16 protein-coding genes, 1 pseudogene and 1 riboswitch are annotated in these 16,447 nt (G+C 66.9%); of the genes and pseudogenes, 7 read left to right on the top strand and 10 right to left on the bottom strand.

All coding sequences use genetic code 11. From position 1 onward, the window contains the following. Window positions 1-59 precede the first annotated feature (59 nt). The gene (locus ACZYW1_RS06065) at window positions 60-1,253 is read right to left on the bottom strand and encodes an NADH:flavin oxidoreductase (protein WP_463784102.1); all 1,194 of its coding nucleotides are present in this window, start codon (window positions 1,251-1,253) and stop codon (window positions 60-62) included. A gap of 161 nt (window positions 1,254-1,414) precedes the next feature. Between ACZYW1_RS06065 and ACZYW1_RS06060 the strand changes: the two genes are divergently transcribed. Both ACZYW1_RS06060 and ACZYW1_RS06055 read left to right on the top strand, forming a co-directional pair. Next, on the top strand, window positions 1,415-2,260 hold the full coding sequence (locus tag ACZYW1_RS06060; RefSeq protein WP_463784100.1) for a bifunctional methylenetetrahydrofolate dehydrogenase/methenyltetrahydrofolate cyclohydrolase: 846 nt from the start codon (window positions 1,415-1,417) through the stop codon (window positions 2,258-2,260). A 2-nt stretch (window positions 2,261-2,262) separates the two neighbouring features. Further along, window positions 2,263-2,535, top strand: a complete 273-nt coding sequence (locus ACZYW1_RS06055) for a DUF3017 domain-containing protein (RefSeq protein WP_463784098.1) — start codon at window positions 2,263-2,265, stop codon at window positions 2,533-2,535. On the opposite strand, the gene ACZYW1_RS06050 is transcribed toward ACZYW1_RS06055, so the two are convergent. Beyond that, window positions 2,532-2,897 carry a DUF732 domain-containing protein gene (locus ACZYW1_RS06050; RefSeq protein ID WP_463784097.1) on the bottom strand — a complete coding sequence of 122 codons (366 nt, stop codon included), beginning with the start codon at window positions 2,895-2,897 and terminating at the stop codon, window positions 2,532-2,534. The two genes, ACZYW1_RS06055 and ACZYW1_RS06050, sit on opposite strands and share 4 nt — an antisense overlap. A 258-nt stretch (window positions 2,898-3,155) precedes the next feature. Here ACZYW1_RS06050 and ACZYW1_RS06045 point away from each other — a divergent pair. Further along, window positions 3,156-4,513: pseudogene (locus ACZYW1_RS06045) on the top strand (HNH endonuclease signature motif containing protein). Here the strand turns inward: ACZYW1_RS06045 and ACZYW1_RS06040 are convergent. The 4 genes from ACZYW1_RS06040 to ACZYW1_RS06025 are packed head-to-tail and all read right to left on the bottom strand — an operon-like array spanning window position 4,510 to window position 8,107. Beyond that, window positions 4,510-4,836 (bottom strand): DUF732 domain-containing protein, encoded by a 327-nt coding sequence (locus ACZYW1_RS06040; protein ID WP_463784096.1) that lies wholly within the window; start codon window positions 4,834-4,836, stop codon window positions 4,510-4,512. The pseudogene ACZYW1_RS06045 and the gene ACZYW1_RS06040 overlap by 4 nt on opposite strands. A 36-nt stretch (window positions 4,837-4,872) precedes the next feature. Further along, window positions 4,873-5,604, bottom strand: coding sequence for a class I SAM-dependent methyltransferase (locus ACZYW1_RS06035; protein WP_463784094.1), 732 nt, complete (start codon window positions 5,602-5,604; stop codon window positions 4,873-4,875). Beyond that, complete coding sequence (gene metX, locus ACZYW1_RS06030; protein ID WP_463784093.1) at window positions 5,601-6,749, bottom strand: homoserine O-acetyltransferase MetX; 1,149 nt, start codon at window positions 6,747-6,749, stop codon at window positions 5,601-5,603. The genes ACZYW1_RS06035 and metX overlap by 4 nt, the downstream gene beginning before the upstream one ends. Window positions 6,750-6,760: 11 nt before the next feature. Continuing rightward, on the bottom strand, window positions 6,761-8,107 hold the full coding sequence (locus tag ACZYW1_RS06025) for a bifunctional o-acetylhomoserine/o-acetylserine sulfhydrylase (RefSeq protein ID WP_463784091.1): 1,347 nt from the start codon (window positions 8,105-8,107) through the stop codon (window positions 6,761-6,763). Window positions 8,108-8,284: 177 nt separating this feature from the next. After that, window positions 8,285-8,404: riboswitch (SAM riboswitch) on the bottom strand. A 173-nt stretch (window positions 8,405-8,577) separates the two neighbouring features. Here ACZYW1_RS06025 and ACZYW1_RS06020 point away from each other — a divergent pair. Next, window positions 8,578-10,815 carry an NADP-dependent isocitrate dehydrogenase gene (locus tag ACZYW1_RS06020; protein WP_463784090.1) on the top strand — a complete coding sequence of 746 codons (2,238 nt, stop codon included), beginning with the start codon at window positions 8,578-8,580 and terminating at the stop codon, window positions 10,813-10,815. Between the two features lie 3 nt (window positions 10,816-10,818). Here ACZYW1_RS06020 and ACZYW1_RS06015 read toward each other — a convergent pair whose 3' ends face one another. Next, the gene (locus ACZYW1_RS06015; protein WP_463784088.1) at window positions 10,819-11,859 is read right to left on the bottom strand and encodes an LLM class F420-dependent oxidoreductase; all 1,041 of its coding nucleotides are present in this window, start codon (window positions 11,857-11,859) and stop codon (window positions 10,819-10,821) included. 37 nt (window positions 11,860-11,896) lie between these two features. Then, a complete protein-coding gene (locus ACZYW1_RS06010; RefSeq protein ID WP_463784086.1) occupies window positions 11,897-12,319 on the bottom strand; it encodes a nuclear transport factor 2 family protein in 423 nt (140 codons plus the stop codon). Window positions 12,320-12,436: 117 nt separating this feature from the next. On the opposite strand from ACZYW1_RS06010, the gene ACZYW1_RS06005 reads away from it, so the two are divergent. After that, the gene (locus ACZYW1_RS06005) at window positions 12,437-13,006 is read left to right on the top strand and encodes a PadR family transcriptional regulator (protein WP_463784084.1); all 570 of its coding nucleotides are present in this window, start codon (window positions 12,437-12,439) and stop codon (window positions 13,004-13,006) included. Here the strand turns inward: ACZYW1_RS06005 and ACZYW1_RS06000 are convergent. Beyond that, window positions 12,982-13,548 carry a TetR/AcrR family transcriptional regulator gene (locus ACZYW1_RS06000; RefSeq protein WP_463784083.1) on the bottom strand — a complete coding sequence of 189 codons (567 nt, stop codon included), beginning with the start codon at window positions 13,546-13,548 and terminating at the stop codon, window positions 12,982-12,984. The genes ACZYW1_RS06005 and ACZYW1_RS06000 overlap by 25 nt on opposite strands. A 97-nt stretch (window positions 13,549-13,645) precedes the next feature. On the opposite strand from ACZYW1_RS06000, the gene ACZYW1_RS05995 reads away from it, so the two are divergent. Together ACZYW1_RS05995 and ACZYW1_RS05990 are read left to right on the top strand one after the other, a co-directional pair. Next, window positions 13,646-14,050 (top strand): hypothetical protein, encoded by a 405-nt coding sequence (locus ACZYW1_RS05995; RefSeq protein WP_463784081.1) that lies wholly within the window; start codon window positions 13,646-13,648, stop codon window positions 14,048-14,050. After that, window positions 14,050-15,531, top strand: coding sequence for an FAD-dependent oxidoreductase (locus ACZYW1_RS05990; protein ID WP_463784080.1), 1,482 nt, complete (start codon window positions 14,050-14,052; stop codon window positions 15,529-15,531). The genes ACZYW1_RS05995 and ACZYW1_RS05990 overlap by 1 nt, the downstream gene beginning before the upstream one ends. Here ACZYW1_RS05990 and ACZYW1_RS05985 read toward each other — a convergent pair. Beyond that, window positions 15,528-16,370 (bottom strand): alpha/beta fold hydrolase, encoded by an 843-nt coding sequence (locus tag ACZYW1_RS05985; protein ID WP_463784079.1) that lies wholly within the window; start codon window positions 16,368-16,370, stop codon window positions 15,528-15,530. The two genes, ACZYW1_RS05990 and ACZYW1_RS05985, sit on opposite strands and share 4 nt — an antisense overlap. Between the last annotated feature and the right edge of the window lie 77 nt (window positions 16,371-16,447).

The following is a 16,447-nucleotide window of genomic DNA, read 5'->3' as shown; positions in this document are numbered from 1 at the left end:
TGGCTCACTGGGCCGACTGTATCGGCTGCCGTTCAATCCATTTCGATAGACACGGGCGGTCAATGTGCCAGCAGGTCGGGGGCGCCGGTGACCACGCAGCGGGTGCGGCTGTAGATCGTCGGCATGCAGCGGTTGCAGTGCGTACAGGCGGAATGCACCCCGGCGCCGTCGCGGGCGATCCGGTTGATCAGGTCCGGCTCGGCCAGCAGCGCGCGGCCCATCGCGACGAACTGGAAACCCTCCGCCATCGCCAGATCCATCGTGTCGCGATTGGTGATGCCGCCCAACAGGATCAGCGGGATGGTCAGCTCGGCGCGGAACTGCTTGGCGTGCCGCAGCAGGTAGGCCTCGCGGTACGGGTATTCGCGGAGGAACTTCTTGCCCGTCATCCGCATGCCCCAGCTCAGCGGTGGTTTGAACGCGCCGGCGAATTCTTTGAGCGGGGCGTCGCCGTGGAACAGGTACATCGGGTTGACCAGCGAACTGCCCGCGGTGAGTTCGATCGCGTCCAGGGCGCCGTCGTCCTGCAGCCATCTGGCGGTGGTGATCGCTTCGTCGACCGAGATGCCACCGCGCACGCCGTCGGACATGTTGAGCTTGGCGGTGACGGCGATCTGGTCGCCGACGGCGCGCTTGACGGCCAACACCATGCCGCGGGCGACCTTGGCGCGGTTCTCCAGCGACCCGCCGAACTCGTCGTTGCGTCGGTTGATCAGCGGGCTGAGGAATGCGCTGGCGAAGTAGTTGTGGCCCAAATGCACCTCGACCGCGTCGAATCCGGAGTCGACGGCCAGCCGGGCCGCGTTGGCATGCGCGGCGATCACGGCGTCGATGTCGTCGCGGCTGGCCTTCTTGGCGAATCGCAAGCCGATCGGGTTGAAGAACCGCACCGGCGCCAGGGCCGTCGCCTTGTTGGAGCGCGCGTTGGCGACGGGGCCGGCGTGCCCGATCTGCGCGCTGACCGCCGCGCCCTCGGCGTGAATCGCCTCGGTGAGTCGCTGGAACCCGGGCACGGCTTCCGGGCGCATCCAGATCCCGTTGCCTTCGGTGCGGCCGCCTTGGGAGACCGCGCAGTAGGCGACGGTCGTCATGCCGACTCCGCCGGCGGCGGGCAGTCGGTGGTATTCGATGAGGTCGTCGCTGACCAGCGCGTCCGGCGTGCGGGCTTCGAAGGTGGCGGATTTGATGATGCGATTGCGCAGCGTGATGGGTCCGAGCTTTGCCGGTGCCAGCACGTCCGGGGCTTCGGACATGTGAGGGAGCCTATCGGCGATGGCGAGGTCGGCGAAGCCGAACGCAGCGGGTCGCCGACAATCGGGCACAGTGGCGACTGCAAGGTCGGCGGAGCCGAACGCAGCGGGTCGCCGTGGATCGGTCCAGCATCGGCGCGGGCGCACATGCCAAACTGGACGACGTGGGTGCAATCACGTTGGACGGCAAAATCACACGTGACGAGATCTTCGTCGATCTCAAGGAGCGCGTCGCCGCGCTGACCGCGGCGGGCAAGACCCCGGGGCTGGGCACGGTCCTGGTGGGCGACGACCCCGGTTCGCAGGCATACGTGCGCGGCAAGCACGCCGACTGCGCCAAGGTGGGCATCACCTCGCTGCGCCGCGATCTGCCCGCCGATATCAGCCAGGCCGAGCTCAACGACACCATCGACGAACTCAACGCCAACCCCGAATGCACTGGCTACATCGTCCAGTTGCCGTTGCCCAAGGGCCTCGACGAGAACGCCGCGCTGGAGCGCGTCGACCCCGCCAAAGACGCCGACGGGCTGCACCCGACGAATCTGGGCCGGCTGGTGCTGATGGATCCAGCGCCGCTGCCCTGCACGCCGCGCGGCATCGTGCACCTGCTGCGGCGCTTCGACGTCGAGATCGCCGGTGCGCACGTGGTTGTGATCGGTCGCGGCGTCACGGTCGGCCGGCCACTCGGCCTGCTGCTGACCCGGCGATCGGAGAACGCCACAGTGACCCTGTGCCACACCGGAACTCGTGATCTTCCGGCCCTGACCAAGCAAGCCGACATCATCGTCGCGGGCGTCGGTGTGCCGCATATGCTGACCGCCGACATGGTGCGCCCCGGTGCCGCCGTGATCGATGTCGGCGTCAGCCGGGTCGACGGCAAACTCACCGGCGACGTGCATCCCGACGTCTGGGATGTCGCGGGTCACGTGTCGCCGAACCCGGGCGGCGTCGGACCGCTGACCCGCGCGTTCCTGCTGACCAATGTCGTCGAGTTGGCCGAAAGCCGTTAGTCATGCGTCGACTTGGGCCGCAGTGGCCGATCGTCTGGGTCACGTTGATCTTCGTGGTGGCATTCAGCTTGGTAGCGGCCAACTTCTGGCGCCGGGGCGCGCTGTTGATCGGGATCGGCGTGGGCGTGGCCGCGGTGCTGCGGTTGGCGTTGACCGAGGACCGGGCCGGCCTATTGGTGGTGCGCAGCAAGGCAATCGACTTCACGACGATGGCAACGGTCGCCACGGCGATGGTCTACATCGCTTGGACGATCGACCCGCTCGGGACCCGCTAAAAGCGCGGAGCGGTGGTGACGCTGTTGCCGCCCATCAGGTTTGACATCTGCTCGGGGCAGTAGGTCTGAATCGCGATCTTGGTGAACGCGCGGGCCAGTTGCGGTGAGATACCGCGGCGTGCGACGCCCGAGGCCGCAGCGGCGAAACTGCTGCCTGGCTGAGCCAGCATCGGGCAGATGGACTGACCGACCGCCATCGCGTTACCCGGTTCGCCGTACTCGACCCCGGCGTGGCTGAGCGCGTCGATGAAGTTGTCGTCACTGGGATCGGCTTCACCCGGGATCGAAAATGCGGTGGCGACGGTGATCAGGCATGCCAGGCCGATCAGTGCACGCACGGTCAGTGGCTGATTGGTGAGCATCGCTACCCCTTCGCGTTGCGTGGTTCGAATCGAACTATGTTCTAGTGCAGTCACATTCAGAACACGCCGGGGTAAAGGTTCGCGTACGTTTGGCGCGACACGCGGTCCTGTACGGGACGGCGCGGGCGGGTGATGTCCTCGGCATGCCGGTGTGATCGTGGTGTCTGGCCTGACCCGGTGTTATCCACAGTCGCAGCGTTATCCACAATTGCGCTTCGGGGAGCACCGGATGTCGGTGCCCAGCAATATAATTCGAACATGCGTTCTGGCAGTCGTGAGGAGATCGTCGAGGTTCTCGACGCGCTCGACGCTGCCTACAAACGTGCTCTGGACCTGAGCTTCGACGCGCTGACCACCCCCGAGCGGGTCGCGGTTCTGGAGCGCTTCGAAGGGTTCCGCCGGCTTCAGCCGGCGATCGAGCATGCGTTGATCACGGAGCTGGTTGGTGAGGACCCGGCTGTGTTGGGCGGCAAGCTGGCGGCGGTGTTGGCCAACCGGTTGCGGATCAGCCGGGCTGAGGCGTCGCGGCGGGTGCATGAGGCGGCCGATCTGGGTGAGCGGCGGGCGTTGAGCGGTGAGCCGTTGGCGCCGGTGCTGGCGGCGACCGCGGACGCCCAACGCAACGGCGACCTGGGGCCGGGCCATGTGGCGGTGATCCGCAGCTTCTTCCATCGGCTGCCCGACGTCGTCGACCTCGACACCCGCGCGAAGGCGGAGGCGCAGCTGGCCCGGCTGAGCCTCGAGCACCGCCCCGACGAGCTCGCCAAGCTGGCCGACACGCTGATGGACTGTCTGATACCCGACGGTGACTTCACCGACGTCGACCGCGCGCGGCGGCGCGGCCTGAACATCGGCAAACAGGACATCGACGGCATGTCACCGGTCAGCGGGTGGCTCACCCCCGAAGCCCGCGCCACCCTGGACGCTGTGATGGCGAAGTTGGCAGCGCCCGGCATGTGCAATCCCGATGACGAACACCCCTGTGTCAGTGGCACCCCGTCGCAGGTCGCCATCCAGGGCGACACCCCACCGCGGGCCAGCGCCACCACGACGCCCTGCTCGCGGCCTGCCGCGCACTGCTGGCATCGGGTGAGTTGGGTCAACACCACGGTTTGCCCACCTCGATCATCGTCACCACCACCCTGCAGGAGTTGGAGAGCGGCGCCGGGCGCGGCCTGACCGGCGGCGGGACGCTGCTGCCGATGTCTGATGTGATCCGGCTGGGCTCCCACGCCCATCACTACCTGGCCATCTTCAACCAGGGCAAGGCTTTGGCGCTGTATCACACCCGACGTCTCGCCTCACCCGCCCAGCGAATCGTGTTGCACGCCCGCGATCGTGGCTGCACCTCCCCCGGCTGCACCCTGCCGGCGTATTTGTGCGAGGTCCACCACAACAACCCCTACCGCACCAACCCCGTCACCGACATCAACGGGCTGACCCTGACCTGCGGCCCCCACCACAACCTCACCGAAAAAGGCTGGACCACCCACAACACCGCCCGCGGCCACACCGAATGGATCCCGCCACCACACCTCGACCACGGCCAACCCCGCACCAACAGCTTTCACCACCCGGAAAAGCTGCTCCGGGACGACGACGATGAAGCGCCCTAGTAGGTCAGAGTCGTCGGCACCAGGGTGGCCTTGTCGAGGCAGAAGTTCGACAGGGCCGCGCCAATGACGAGTGCGGACAGATGCATGTTCAGGCCGCTGGCACTGTTTTCCTGGTTCACCGCTGCCACCAACGGATCGAAGCCGACCGCGGGAAGTCGGTCGCACAGCTGCCTGCCGTACGCGGGTGAGGCCGCAGGGCTCCCGTCCGGGACGCCTACCGAGTGGATGCCGTACAGGTACGCGTTGTCGTTTTCGTCAGCCTGGGCCGGCGGTGCAACGCTGATCGCCAGCACGCAACCGACGACGAGCGATGTCAGTTTCACACCACGAACCATAGCCCCGGCCAGTCAGCCGCGACGTCAGGTCAACGTCGCGCGCACACACACCGTCACGTACGGCAGCGCAAGACCACCGGCGTTGGCCAGGGCGGGATGCGTGGCCAGCAACTCGCGCACCTGATCCAGCGTCTTGGTGCGGACCTGGGTCGGCGACGTGATGCAGTAGCTGCGCGACGCGACCAAATCGATCAATGCTTGCGGCGTAAGGTAATTCGTCCACTCGACTTGATGGCGCTCCACGTCGGCGAACGGCTCGGGCAGCGTGACATGGTCGCGCATCGGATCGCCGTCGCGGCCGATGATGCGCCCCAGTTCGCGGACCCAACCGGATCGCTCGTCGCGGGTGTTCCACACCAAACCCAGTCGCCCGCCAGGCCGCAGCACCCGGGCCAACTCGGGAATCGCGCGGGCCGGGTTGAACCAATGCCACGCCTGCGCCACCAGAACCGCGTCAACGCTGTTGTCCGCCAACGGGATATCTTCCGCCGTACCCAGCAGTGCGGGTGTGCCCGGCAGCGAGACGCGCAGCATCTCCAACATCTCCGCGATCGGGTCGACGGCGACCACGTCCAGCCCACGCTCCACCAGTCGGCTGGTCAGCTTGCCGGTCCCGGCGCCGAGGTCCAGCACGTCGCGGGCGCCGGGCGGCAGCAACCAGTCGATTGCGTCCGGCGGATACGACGGGCGGCCGCGCTCGTACGCGGCCGCTTCAGAGCCGAACGACAATGAGCGGGCCTGTGAATACTGAGTCACCGCGAACACGCACCCTTCGCCGCGGCCAGATCCAGGGTCCGTTGCACGAGCACCCCGACCGAGTCGGTCTCGACCAGAAAACCGTCGTGTCCGTAGATCGAGTCGACCACTTCCAATCCGGCGCAACCGGGCAGCAGGTCAGCCAACTCGGCCTGCAGCCGCAGCGGGTAGAGGCGGTCGGAGGTGATCCCGCCGACCACCGCCGGCACCGGACAGCCGCGCAGCGCGGCCTCGACGCCACCACGGCCCCGACCGACATCGTGACTGGACAGTGACTCGGTGAGCACCACGTAACTCCCGGCGTCGAACCGCGACACCAGCTTGCCGCCCTGGTGCTGCAGGTAGCTCTGCACCGCATAGCGGCCACCGGACGCCGGATCCGCGGGATCTTCGCCCACCTGCGGCGAGTTGCCGAACCGGGTGTCCAGCTCGGTCTCGCCGCGGTAGGTCAGGTGGGCGAAACGGCGGGCGATCTCCAGGCCGGCATCCGGGGACCGCCCGGTGTCGTAGTAGTCACCGCCCTGCCAGTTCGGGTCGGCCTTGATGGCCGCGATCTGGGTGCACTGCGTGCCGATCTGGTCGGCGGTCGCACGGGCGCCCACCGCCAGCAGCAACCCGGCGCCCACCCGGTCGGGGTGCGCGATCATCCACTCCAGCGCTCGCGCGCCGCCCATCGAACCGCCGAGCACGGCCGCGACCTCGGTGATGCCCAGCGCGGCAAGCGTCGCCACGTCAGCCTCGACCTGGTCCCGGATGGACACCAGCGGAAACCTTGAGCCCCATGGCTTTCCATCAGGAGCGGTCGAGCTCGGCCCGGTCGAGCCGCGGCAGCCGCCCAGCACGTTGGTGGCCACCGCGCACCACCGGTCGGTGTCGATCGGTGCACCCGGTCCGGCGATTCCGTCCCACCAGCCCGGCGTCGGGTGTCCGGGCCCGGCAGGGCCGGTGAGGTGCGAGTCGCCGGTCAGCGCATGCAGCACGACGACGACGTTGTCGCGGGTCGGTGAGAGTTCACCCCAGCGCTGGACGGCGATGCTGACGTCGTCCAGCACCGCGCCGCTCTCCAGCGTCAGCGAGCCCACGTTGACAACGCCGACCTCGCCTTCGGCGGGCAGCGTCTGCGTCGGCATGTCAGAGATTGTCACCTGCGGACTCCTCAGAACGCCGCCGCGGCATGCGGATCGCCGGCTCCGGCGCGCCTGCGGGCACCGGTGAAACCGAGCTCGAGGTCGGCCAGGATGTCGTCGATACCCTCGATGCCCACGGCCAACCGCACCAGGCCGGGGCTCACCCCGGCGGACAGCTGCTCGGCGGCACTGAGCTGCGCGTGTGTCGTCGACGCCGGGTGGATCACCAGCGATCGCACGTCGCCGATGTTGGCGACGTGGCTGTGCAGCTCGAGCGCGTCGACGAAAGCCTTGCCCGCCTCGATGCCGCCGGCCAACTCGAACGACAGCACGGCCCCGGTTCCCTTGGGCGCCAGCTTCTTTCCCCGCTCGTACCACGGCGAGCCGGGCAGCCCGGCGTAGTTGACCGACAGCACGTCGTCGTGGCCGTCCAAGAATTCGGCGACCCGCTGCGCGTTGGCGACGTGCCGCTCGACCCGCAGGCTCAGGGTCTCGAGGCCCTGGGCAACCAGGAACGCGTTGAACGGCGACGCCGCCGACCCGAAGTCGCGCAGCAGTTGCACCCGCGCCTTGACCGCGAAGGCCGGCGGTCCGAGCTCGGCGTACACCACGCCGTGGTAGCTGGGATCGGGCACGGTGAACCCGGGAAACCGGCCCTGGGTCCAGTCGAAGGTGCCGCCGTCGACGATCACCCCAGCGATCGCGGAGCCGTGACCCCCGAGGTACTTGGTCGCCGAGTGCACCACGATGTCGGCGCCGTGCCGGATCGGCTGGATCAGGTACGGGGTGGCGACGGTGTTGTCGACGATCAGCGGCACACCGTTGTCGTGGGCCACCGCGGCGACCCCGGGAATGTCCAGGATGTCGATCTGCGGGTTGGAGATGGTCTCGGCGAAGAACGCTTTGGTGTTGGGGCGCACCGCGGCGCGCCAGGAGTCCACGTCGTCGGGATCCTCGACGAAGCTGACCTCGATGCCGAGCTTGGGCAGCGAGTAGTGGAACAGGTTGTAGGTGCCGCCGTAGAGCCGGGGGCTGGAGACTATGTGGTCGCCGGCGGCGGCGATGTTCAGGATCGCGAACGTCTCGGCGGCCTGGCCGGAGGCGAGGAAGAGTGCAGCCACCCCGCCTTCCAGCGCGGCGATGCGCTGTTCGACGACGTCGGTGGTCGGGTTGCCGATGCGGGTGTAGATGTTGCCCGGGACTTCGAGTCCGAACAGCGCGGCGGCGTGCGAGGTGTCGTTGAAGACGTAGGACGTGGTCTGGTAGATCGGCAGCGCGCGGGCGCCGGTAGCCGGGCAGGGTTTCTGGCCGACGTGGATCTGCTTGGTCTCGAACGACCAGTGTTCGCTGGGATCGGGTTCGTTGTCAGTGCTCACGATGGTTGGCTTTCTGGAAAGGATGACGATGTGTATTCGTTGCTGAGGCGGCCCGGGACGTCGTCGCGGGGACGACGTCAACCGGCCTGGGTGTTCAGCAGCTTCGACGCGTGACGTGCCGACCCATGTAGGTGCGCATCAGGTTTCCCTGTCTACTCCGGGGGGCCCATCACGGCGGACCCGCGCTTGCCGCGTAGCCGCTGCTGGCTACGAAACCTGGTCTTCACCCGGAGCACCCCACCGCGGTTGGAGGGTTGCCGGCCAGCGAGCCGGGGCTTGACGCTGGCGCTCATGACCGAGATGAAGCTTAGCTCATCGAGGCGAACGGGTGCCAGCCGTCAGCCGGGTGTACTCACCGGTAGCAAGCGCGGCCAGATCGAGGTCGACATCAGCGCAAACGTGCTTGATAACGTGACAACCAGATTCACCGCGAACCCCCGTCAGGATCTACCGATACCGGGAGAAACACCGTGAGCGCCGACCAGCCGACCATCATCTACACGCTGACTGACGAGGCGCCGCTGCTGGCGACCTATGCCTTCCTGCCGATCGTGCGGGCCTTCGCGGAACCCGCCGGAATCACCATCCAGACCAGCGACATCTCAGTGGCCGCGCGGATCCTGGCCGAGTTCTCCGACTACCTGACCGACGAGCAGCGGGTGCCCGACAATCTGGGCGAGCTCGGCCGGCTGACCAAAGAGTCCGACACCAACATCATCAAACTGCCGAACATCAGCGCCTCGGTGCCGCAGTTGGTGGCCGCGGTCAAAGAACTGCAAGGCAAGGGATTCAAGCTCCCGGACTACCCGCAGAGCGCGAAAACCGACGAGGACAAGGAAATTCGCGACCGCTACGCGAAGTGTCTGGGGAGCGCCGTCAACCCCGTTCTGCGACAAGGCAACTCAGATCGCCGCGCACCGAATGCCGTCAAAGAGTATGCGCGCAAGCACCCGCACAGCATGGCCGACTGGTCGCAGGCGTCGCGCACGCACGTCGCGACGATGAAGCACGGCGACTTCTACCACGGCGAGAAGTCGCTGACCCTCGATCGCGACCGCGAGGTCAAGATGGAGCTGAAAACCAAGAGCGGCAACACGATTGTGCTCAAGCCAAAGGTATCCCTGCATGACGGCGACGTCATCGACAGCATGTTCATGAGCAAGAAGGCGCTCATCGACTTCTACGAGTCCGAGATCGAGGACGCCTACAAGACCGGTGTGATGTTCTCGCTGCACGTCAAGGCGACGATGATGAAGGTCAGCCACCCCATCGTCTTCGGCCACGCAGTCAAGACTTTCTACAAAGAAGCTTTCGACAAGCACCAGGAGCTGTTCGACGAGCTGGGCGTCAACGTCAACAACGGCCTGGTCGATCTGTACAACCGGCTCGAGTCACTGCCGGCGTCCCAGCGCGAAGAAGTGATCCGTGATCTGCACGCCTGCCACGAGCACCGTCCCGAGTTGGCGATGGTCGATTCGGCCAAGGGCATCAGCAATTTTCACTCGCCCAGCGACGTGATCGTCGATGCGTCGATGCCGGCCATGATCCGTGCCGGCGGCAAGATGTACGGCGCCGACGGCCGGCAGAAGGACACCAAGGCCGTCAACCCCGAGTCCACCTTCTCGCGGATCTACCAGGAGATCATCAACTTCTGCAAGACCCATGGGCAGTTCGATCCGACCACGATGGGCACGGTGCCCAACGTCGGGCTGATGGCGCAGCGCGCGGAGGAATACGGTTCGCACGACAAGACTTTCGAGATCCCCGAGGACGGCGTCGCCGACATCGTCGACCTCGAGACCGGTGAGGTCCTGCTCTCGCAGAACGTCGAGGAGGGCGACATCTGGCGGATGCCGATCGTCACCGATGCGGCGATCCGCGACTGGGTCAAGCTGGCCGTGACCCGCGGTAGGAATTCCGGTATGACGGTGCTGTTCTGGCTGGACACCGAACGGCCGCACGAGGCCGAGCTGCGCAAGAAGGTCAAGGCCTACCTCAAGGAGTCCGACACCGAAGGTCTGGAGATCCAGATCATGCCGCAGGTGTGGGCCATGCGGTACACCCTGGAGCGCGTCATGCGCGGCGAGGACACCATCGCCGCAACCGGAAACATCCTGCGGGACTACCTGACCGACCTGTTCCCGATCCTCGAGCTGGGTACCAGCGCGAAGATGCTGTCCATCGTTCCGCTGATGGCCGGCGGAGGTATGTATGAGACCGGGGCGGGCGGATCGGCCCCCAAGCATGTCCACCAGCTCGTGGAGGAAAACCACCTGCGCTGGGACTCGCTCGGCGAATTCCTGGCGCTGGGAGCATGTTTCGAGGACATCGGGGTCAAGACCGGCAACGAGCGCGCCAAGATCCTGGGCAAAACGCTCGACGACGCTATCGGCGCGCTGCTGGACAACAACAAGAGCCCGTCCCGCAAGACCGGTGAACTCGACAACCGGGGCAGCCAGTACTACCTGGCGCTGTACTGGGCCCGCACCCTCGCCGAACAGCACGAGGACGAGGAGTTGCGCAAGCATTTCGCCGCGCTGGCCGACGAACTCGGCAAGGACGAGGACGCGATCGTCACCGAACTCGCTGCCGCGCAAGGCGAACCCGCGGATATCGGGGGTTACTACCGTCTCGACGACGAGAAGACCATCGCGGTGATGCGTCCCAGCAAGACCTTCAATGCCGTGCTGGCGGCGGCCCGGAACTGAGGGTCAGTCCACCAGGCCGCGCAGCGTCTCGATCAGCTTGATCCGGTCGGACGCGGTCTCGGCCACCGGCACCACGTTCAGGGTCGTCACGCCCACTTCGCGGAATGCCGCGATGCGCTCCTTGACGAAGCCCGCCGACCCGATCAGCGAGACGTCACGCACCAACTCGTCCGGAACCGCCTTGGCGGCGGCTTCCTTGTCGCCGGCCAGATAGAGCTCCTGGATCCGATCGGCTTGTGCCCCAAAGCCGTAGCGGGTGGCCAAGGTGTGGTAGAAATTCTTCCCCTTGGCGCCCATGCCGCCGATGTAGAGCGCCAGGTGCGGCTTCACGATTTCCCGCAGCGGCTCGACGTTGTCGCCGATGGCCAGGGTCGGGCCGGCGAACACCTCCAAGTCGCCCAGCACCGGGTCGCGCTTGGCCTTACCGGCCGCCAGCGACGTGCCCCAGACGTCCTGCGCCTTCTCGGGCAGGAAGAAGATCGGCTGCCAGCCCTCGGCGAGTTCGGCGGCCAGCTCGACGTTCTTGGGTCCGAGCGCGGCGATCAGAATCGGAATGCGCTCTCGCACCGGCTTGTTGATCAGCTTCAGCGGTTTGCCCAGGCCGGTGCCCTTGTCGGCCGGCAACGGGACCTCGTAGTGCGCACCCTGGTACTGCAGCTTCTCGCGACGCCATACCTGGCGACAGATCTCGATGACTTCGCGGGTACGGGCGATCGGCGCGTCATAGCGGACGCCGTGGAAACCCTCGATCACCTGGGGGCCCGATGCGCCGAGGCCCAACGTGTAGCGACCATCGGAAACGTAGTCGAGCCCGGCGGCGGTCATCGCGGTCAGGGTGGGCGTGCGGGTGTAGAGCTGCAGGATGCCGGAGGCCAGTTCGACCCGGTCGGTGCTGGCGGCGAGATAGCCCAGCGCGCTCACCGCGTCGTACGAATACGCTTCGGGCACAAAGACAATGTCGAGGCCGGCGCGCTCGAGGTCGGCCACTTCGGCAGCCACCTCTTTGAAGCCGCCCGCGTAGTTGATTCCCAGTCCGATTCGCATGTCTGGCTGCTCCCTTGTCTTTCTGAGGCCCTGTGCTCTACGCCTTGGCCAACTGGTCGGCCAGTGCGGCGGCTTCGGTCTGAATTCGCGGAAATTGTGCGGCCATCGCTTCGGACAATGCCGTCGCGCCGGAAAGCGGTCGCACCATCACCTTAAAGTCGTCGATCAGGCCGTCTGCATTGACATGCAGGAAGTCGCAGCCGTTGACCGTCACGCCGGGGGCGCCGACGACACCGGTCTCGAACTCCAGTGCGTGCAGACCGCTGTCGGCGTCGTGGATCTCGCGGACGTAGCGGAAGTCTTCGAAGACCCGCAGCACGCCGCTCAGGATCGCGGCGGTGATCGGCTTGCCGACGTACGGCTTGAACGCCACCGGGCTGGTGAACACGACGTCGTCGGCGAGCAAAGCCTGGACGGCCGCCTCGTCGCGATCTTCGACCGCCTTGCGGAAGGGATGCATCGGGATACCTCGACTGGTCAATTTGTTGAGTAGGTCTGCTCGACCATAAGGGCCGACCCCGGTTAAGTCCAGAGGCGATTAATCAATTTGTTGATTACTCTCGGGTACGCTTGCCTGATGTCGTTGCGTGACGCGGTGCTGGCGGCCCTGCTCGAGGGGGAGTCGTCCGGCTACGACCTGGCCAAAGACTTCGACGCGTCGGTGGCGAACTTCTGGATGGCGACTCCGCAGCAGCTTTACAAAGAACTCGAGCGGCTGGCCGAGCAGGGCTTGATCCAGGCGCGGATCGTGCAGCAGGAGCGCCGGCCCAACAAGCGGATGTTCTCGCTCACCGAAGCGGGATATGAGGCGATTCGGCAGTTCACTGCGAAGCCGCCGAAACCGTCGACCATCCGCGACGAGCTGTTGATCAAAGTGCAGGCCTTCGACGTCGGCGACGCGGCGGCCGTTCGTCAGCTGATCATCGAGCGTCGCGACCGTGCCGAGGTCAAAGTGCAGCGCTACGAGCGGCTACGCACGCGCATTCTCGATGGCCGTACCGAACAGGAGTTCCTGGCCACGGCGCCGCGGGTGGGGCCGTATCTGACGCTGATGCGCGGGATTTCCTACGAGGAAGAGAATCTGCGCTGGGCCGAGCGTGCGTTGGTGGTCGTCGAGCAGCGTCAGGGCGCGGGTTCGGTCAGGTAGTGGGCGAGTACCGGGCGTAGCCACTCGATGAGCCGCGCGTCGGACATGCCGGTCAGCGGCGGTACGCCGAGGATGTAACGCGCCACCGCGACGCCGAGCAATTGCGATCCGACCAGCGCTGCGCGTTCGGGGGCGTGGTCGGGCGTGACAGCCGCCAGCGCGGGGGCCACCTGACCGACGAACACTGTCAGCAGGGTATCGGCCGCCGCCCGGTTCGTCGCGGCCGCGCGCAACAACGGCAGCAGCGGACCCTGCGGCCCCCACGCCTCGACGAACACCGGCAGCAGCACGTCGGCGAGCCGGTCGGGGGTGACACCGGTCAGGTCCGGAATCGTGACGACGAACTGCGATGCCGCGGCGAATAGTCCCGACTTGCTGCCGAAGTAATGCATGACCAGCGCCGGGTCGACGCCGGCCGCCGAGGCCACCGAACGGATGGTGGTGCGCTCGAACCCGTGGCTGCCGAACTGTGACCGGGCGGTATCGAGGATGGCGGCCCGGGTGGCCGGACCGTCGCGCCCATCGCGTGCTCTCGGAGGCATGGCGGAAAGTGTATTCAACAACCGTTGACATTGGTGGCGAATCGGCCTAGCTTCGAGTTCAACAGTTGTTGAATCACCCGCACGAAAGGTCACGCCCATGACCGTCACCGCCATCCAGATCGGGCTCGATCCGGACGTCATCGACTACTGCTCGGCCGACTTCGCGCGGTTCCGGGGGCTGTCGAAGGAGAAGTTGCGAGCCGCCAACGACGAGAACGTCGCCGGGTTGCGCGCCGCCGGCTACCACGTCGACAACTGTCTGATCGACGTCGGCCAGGCCGGGGTGGACCGCGCCCGGCAGTGGCTGGAGGCCAAGCGGTACGACGCGGTGCTGATCGGCGCCGGCGTGCGGCTCGTCGCCGCCAACACGCTGCTCTTCGAGGCGATCGTCAACGCCGCACACGTCGCACAGCCCAGCTGCCGGTTCGTCTTCAACCGCGATGCCGTCTCGACTCCCGACGACATCCGTCGCTGGTACCCCGACCCGGAAGCGGTGGCGTGATGCCGACACAGGACGTCGACGTTCTGATCGTCGGCGCGGGACCCACCGGTCTGACCGCCGCCGGTGATCTGGCCAGGGTCGGTCGGTCGGTCACCGTGCTGGAACGCTGGCCCTCGGTCAATCCGGCGAGTCGCGCGTTCGCCACCATGGCACGGACGCTGGAGGTGCTCGACGCCCGCGGGATCGCCGATGAGCTACTGGCTCACGCGCACAAAGCCCCGGGGGTGACGCTTTTCGGCGGCGCCCGGCTGGACCTGACCCATCTGGAGTCGCCCTATCAGTTCGCGATGATCACCCCGCAGACCAATGTCGACCAGGCGATCGCGGCCTACGCCGTCGCGCAGGGAGCCGATATCCGGCGCGGCGCCGAGGTCGTGGGGCTCGAGCCGGACGCCGACGGCGTGTCGGTGACCAGCCGGCCACATCACGGTGGACCCGAGACACGTTGGCGGGCAAAGTACCTCATCGCTGCCGACGGAGCCCACAGCACGGTCCGCGCGTTGTTGGACGTGGATTTCCCCGGCAAGACGGTGTTGTCGTCCATCGTATTGGCCGACATCAAACTCGCTGACGGCCCGACCGGTGGCGGGCTGACGCTCGGTAGCACTCGCAACGAGCTCGCGTTCTTGGCGCCATACGACCGTCACGAGGGGGACGGTCGTTGGTACCGCGCGATGGTGTGGGATCGCGCCCATCAGGTCCCGGACAGCGAACCGGTGGACCGCGCCGAGATCGTCGGGATTCTCGCCCGCGCGATGAAGGCTGACCTCGGTCTGCAGGAGATCAGCTGGAAGTCCCGATTCCATTGCGACGAAAGACAAGTCACGCAGTATCGGCATGGCCGCGTATTCCTGGCCGGTGATGCGGCGCACGTCCACTCGCCGATGGGCGGTCAGGGCATGAACACCGGCATCCAGGACGCCGCCAACCTGGCCTGGAAGATCGACGCGGCGCTGGCCGGGGCCGACGATGCGGTGCTGGACAGCTATCAAGACGAGCGACACCCGATCGGCAAGCGGGTTCTGCTGCAATCCGGAATGATCGCCCGCGGCGTCACCCTGCATCCACGGATCGCCCGCGGCCTCCGGAATCTTTTGGCGCCCAGGCTGTTACGGATACCCCGGATCCGGGACGTGGTGGCCGGAAGTTTCGCCGGGACGACGCTGCGCTACGGGCATCGGGCCGACGAGAACGCTCTGGTGGGCACCCGCGCGACACAGATTCCACTGATCGGCGACCGGTTGACGCTTCTGCAACGCGAGCCGGGGTTTGTGTTGGTCCGCGAGTGCGGCCGGGCCGCGGTCGGGGTGACCGATCTGCATCAGGCGGAGCGGGCCGACGCCGGTCCCGCGGTGCTGGTGCGACCGGACGGCTACATCGCCTGGGCCGGGGACTCGGCCAACTGCTCGCAGTGGCTGGATGCGCTGGCCCGGTGGACCGCGCCGGCCGCGCGGCCGCACGTGGTGCCGGCGACCGCTTAGCTGGCCGGCGGGTCGACGGCGCGGCTGCCCTGGGTGTGCTCGGACAGGAAGCCGTGGATCGCCTCGGTGACCCGGGCGGGGGCCTCGAACATCGGAATGTGCCCGACGCCCTCGAGCTCGGTGATGCGGGTCCCGTGCGGCAACTGCGCCTGGAAATAGCGGTGCGAACGCGGGCCGGGGAACACCCGGTCCTTCTGGCAGAGCACCAGGTGAGCCGGTACGTCGGTCTGCGCCAACTCGAGTAGGCCGGGGTTCCACAGCGACTTGACCAGCAGCTGGAAGTACGCCGGGCAGTGCGCCACGTCGTCGACGATGGCGGCCAGCTGTTCGTCGTTGACCCCGTCGGGTGTCCCGCTGATCGGCAGGGTGGCCAGCTGTCGGGTGCCGGGTATGCGCAGCGCCTTGGGTCCCAGGAGGCGGGCGAATGCCCAGAACGGCATGCCCGATACGAACTTCGCGATCACCTCGAACTTGGCCGGCGTCCAGCGGGTCCATCCGCCGGCCGGGGCGATCCCGGTCACGGTGCGGGCCCGACCACGGCGCTCCAGTTCGAAAGCCACCCAGCCGCCGAGTGAGTTGCCGACGATATGTGCTGTCTCCCAGCCCAACTCGTCCAGCTGGCGCTCGACGTGGTCGGCGAGCACCGCCGAACTCAGAAACCAGGTGCCGGACTTGGGGCCGCCGTTGTGGCCCGCCATGGTCGGGGCGAACACTTCGTAGGGTCCGGTGTCGGCCAGTTGCGTGGCGACGTCGTTCCAGACCAGCTGGGAGATCAGGAACGGATGCAGCAGCACGACCGGTTCGCCCGAGCCGACGTGGATGGGGGCGCGATTTATCACGTCGCCGACATTATGGCGATACCGCCGGTACTGCAAGAACCGCCGGTGGTCACATGAAAAGATCGGTGATCATGCAG

The sequence above is a fragment of the Mycobacterium sp. IDUB_36 genome, assembly GCF_055419225.1.
Note: the sequence above shows the minus strand (reverse complement) of the source record. Positions and strands in the feature narration are given on the sequence as shown.

Excerpts from the sequence above, each read along its gene's own strand:
- ACZYW1_RS06065 (WP_463784102.1), bottom strand. The coding sequence starts at position 1,253 with ATGTCCGAAGCCCCGGACGTGCTGGCACCGGCAAAGCTCGGACCCATC.
- ACZYW1_RS06055 (WP_463784098.1), top strand. The coding sequence starts at position 2,263 with ATGCGTCGACTTGGGCCGCAGTGGCCGATCGTCTGGGTCACGTTGATC.
- ACZYW1_RS06050 (WP_463784097.1), bottom strand. The coding sequence starts at position 2,897 with ATGCTCACCAATCAGCCACTGACCGTGCGTGCACTGATCGGCCTGGCA.
- ACZYW1_RS06015 (WP_463784088.1), bottom strand. The coding sequence starts at position 11,859 with ATGCGAATCGGACTGGGAATCAACTACGCGGGCGGCTTCAAAGAGGTG.
- ACZYW1_RS06010 (WP_463784086.1), bottom strand. The coding sequence starts at position 12,319 with ATGCATCCCTTCCGCAAGGCGGTCGAAGATCGCGACGAGGCGGCCGTC.
- ACZYW1_RS06005 (WP_463784084.1), top strand. The coding sequence starts at position 12,437 with ATGTCGTTGCGTGACGCGGTGCTGGCGGCCCTGCTCGAGGGGGAGTCG.
- ACZYW1_RS06000 (WP_463784083.1), bottom strand. The coding sequence starts at position 13,548 with ATGCCTCCGAGAGCACGCGATGGGCGCGACGGTCCGGCCACCCGGGCC.
- ACZYW1_RS05995 (WP_463784081.1), top strand. The coding sequence starts at position 13,646 with ATGACCGTCACCGCCATCCAGATCGGGCTCGATCCGGACGTCATCGAC.
- ACZYW1_RS05990 (WP_463784080.1), top strand. The coding sequence starts at position 14,050 with ATGCCGACACAGGACGTCGACGTTCTGATCGTCGGCGCGGGACCCACC.